The following is a 1269-nucleotide window of genomic DNA, read 5'->3' as shown; positions in this document are numbered from 1 at the left end:
AAAGCCCAGTGTGGCACAGACAATCGCTGCCGTACTTGGGGCAAAGGAAAAGAAAGACGGATTTCTCACAGGAAGCGGCTATATCGTTTCTTGGTGCGTGGGACATTTGGTAGGGCTTTCCGAAGCTGCCGCCTACGGGGAGCAGTATAAAAAGTGGAGCTATGACAGCTTACCGATTTTGCCGCAGGAATGGAAGTACACCGTTTCGGCTGACAAGGAAAAGCAATTCAAGACCTTAAAGGAGCTTATGCACCGGGCAGACGTTTCCGAAGTCGTCAATGCCTGCGACGCAGGGCGTGAGGGAGAACTCATTTTCCGCTTTGTTTATGAAATGACGGACTGCAAGAAACCTATGCGCCGCCTTTGGATTTCCTCTATGGAGGACAGCGCAATCAAAGAGGGCTTTTCCCGTCTGAAGAACGGCGAAGAATACGACGCGCTCTTTGCTTCCGCATTATGCAGGGCAAAGGCTGACTGGTTAATCGGTATCAATGCCACCCGCCTTTTCTCTGTCCTTTACAATCATACCTTGAACGTGGGGCGCGTACAGACCCCGACCTTAAAAATGCTTGTTGACCGAGACGCAGCGATTACCTCTTTCAAGAAAGAAAAATACTACCATGTGCGCCTTGCCTTATCCGGAGCGGAAGCTGCAAGTGAAAAACTGTCTAACCGTTCCGAAGCTGACAGGCTGAAAGCTGCTTGCGAAGCGTCGTGGGCAGCCTGCACTTCCCTTGTGAAAGAGAAAAAGACCGCAGCCCCGCCGAAGCTCTTTGACCTTACTTCTTTACAGAGGGAAGCAAACCGCCTGTTCGGTTATACCGCAAAGCAGACCCTTGACCTTGCACAAGCCCTGTATGAAAAGCGTTTGCTTACTTATCCGAGAACCGACAGCGCATTTCTGACCGACGACATGGGCGACACAGCGGCGGGCATTATCAAGCTGCTTTCCGGAAAGTTTTCTTTTATGGCGGGAAAAGACTTCACGCCGGAGCTTGGAAAGGTGCTGAACAGTAAAAAGGTATCAGACCACCATGCCATTATCCCGACTATGGAGCTTGCAAAGACTGACCTTGCCGCGCTGCCGGAAAGCGAAAGGAATATCCTTACCCTTGCCGGGGCGCGTCTGCTCATGGCGACCGCTGCACCGTATACCTTTGAAGCGGTTACAGCAGTTTTTGAATGTGCCGGACAGTCTTTTATCGCAAGGGGAAAAACGGTGCTGTCCGACGGGTGGAAAGAGATTGACCGAAGATACAGGGCAGCCTT

1 protein-coding gene is annotated in these 1269 nt (G+C 51.5%); it reads left to right on the top strand.

Features of this window, described 5'->3' with window-relative positions; genetic code table 11:
• A partial coding sequence (locus DWW13_RS18300; protein ID WP_243026208.1) for a DNA topoisomerase occupies window positions 1–1269 on the top strand: 1269 nt, incomplete at both ends.

The sequence above is a fragment of the Blautia sp. AF14-40 genome (genome assembly GCF_003479665.1).
GTDB classification, from domain to species: Bacteria; Bacillota; Clostridia; order Lachnospirales; family Lachnospiraceae; genus Fusicatenibacter; species Fusicatenibacter saccharivorans.
The sequence above is the reverse complement of the archived record's forward strand: the minus strand, read 5'-3'. Positions and strand labels throughout refer to the sequence as shown.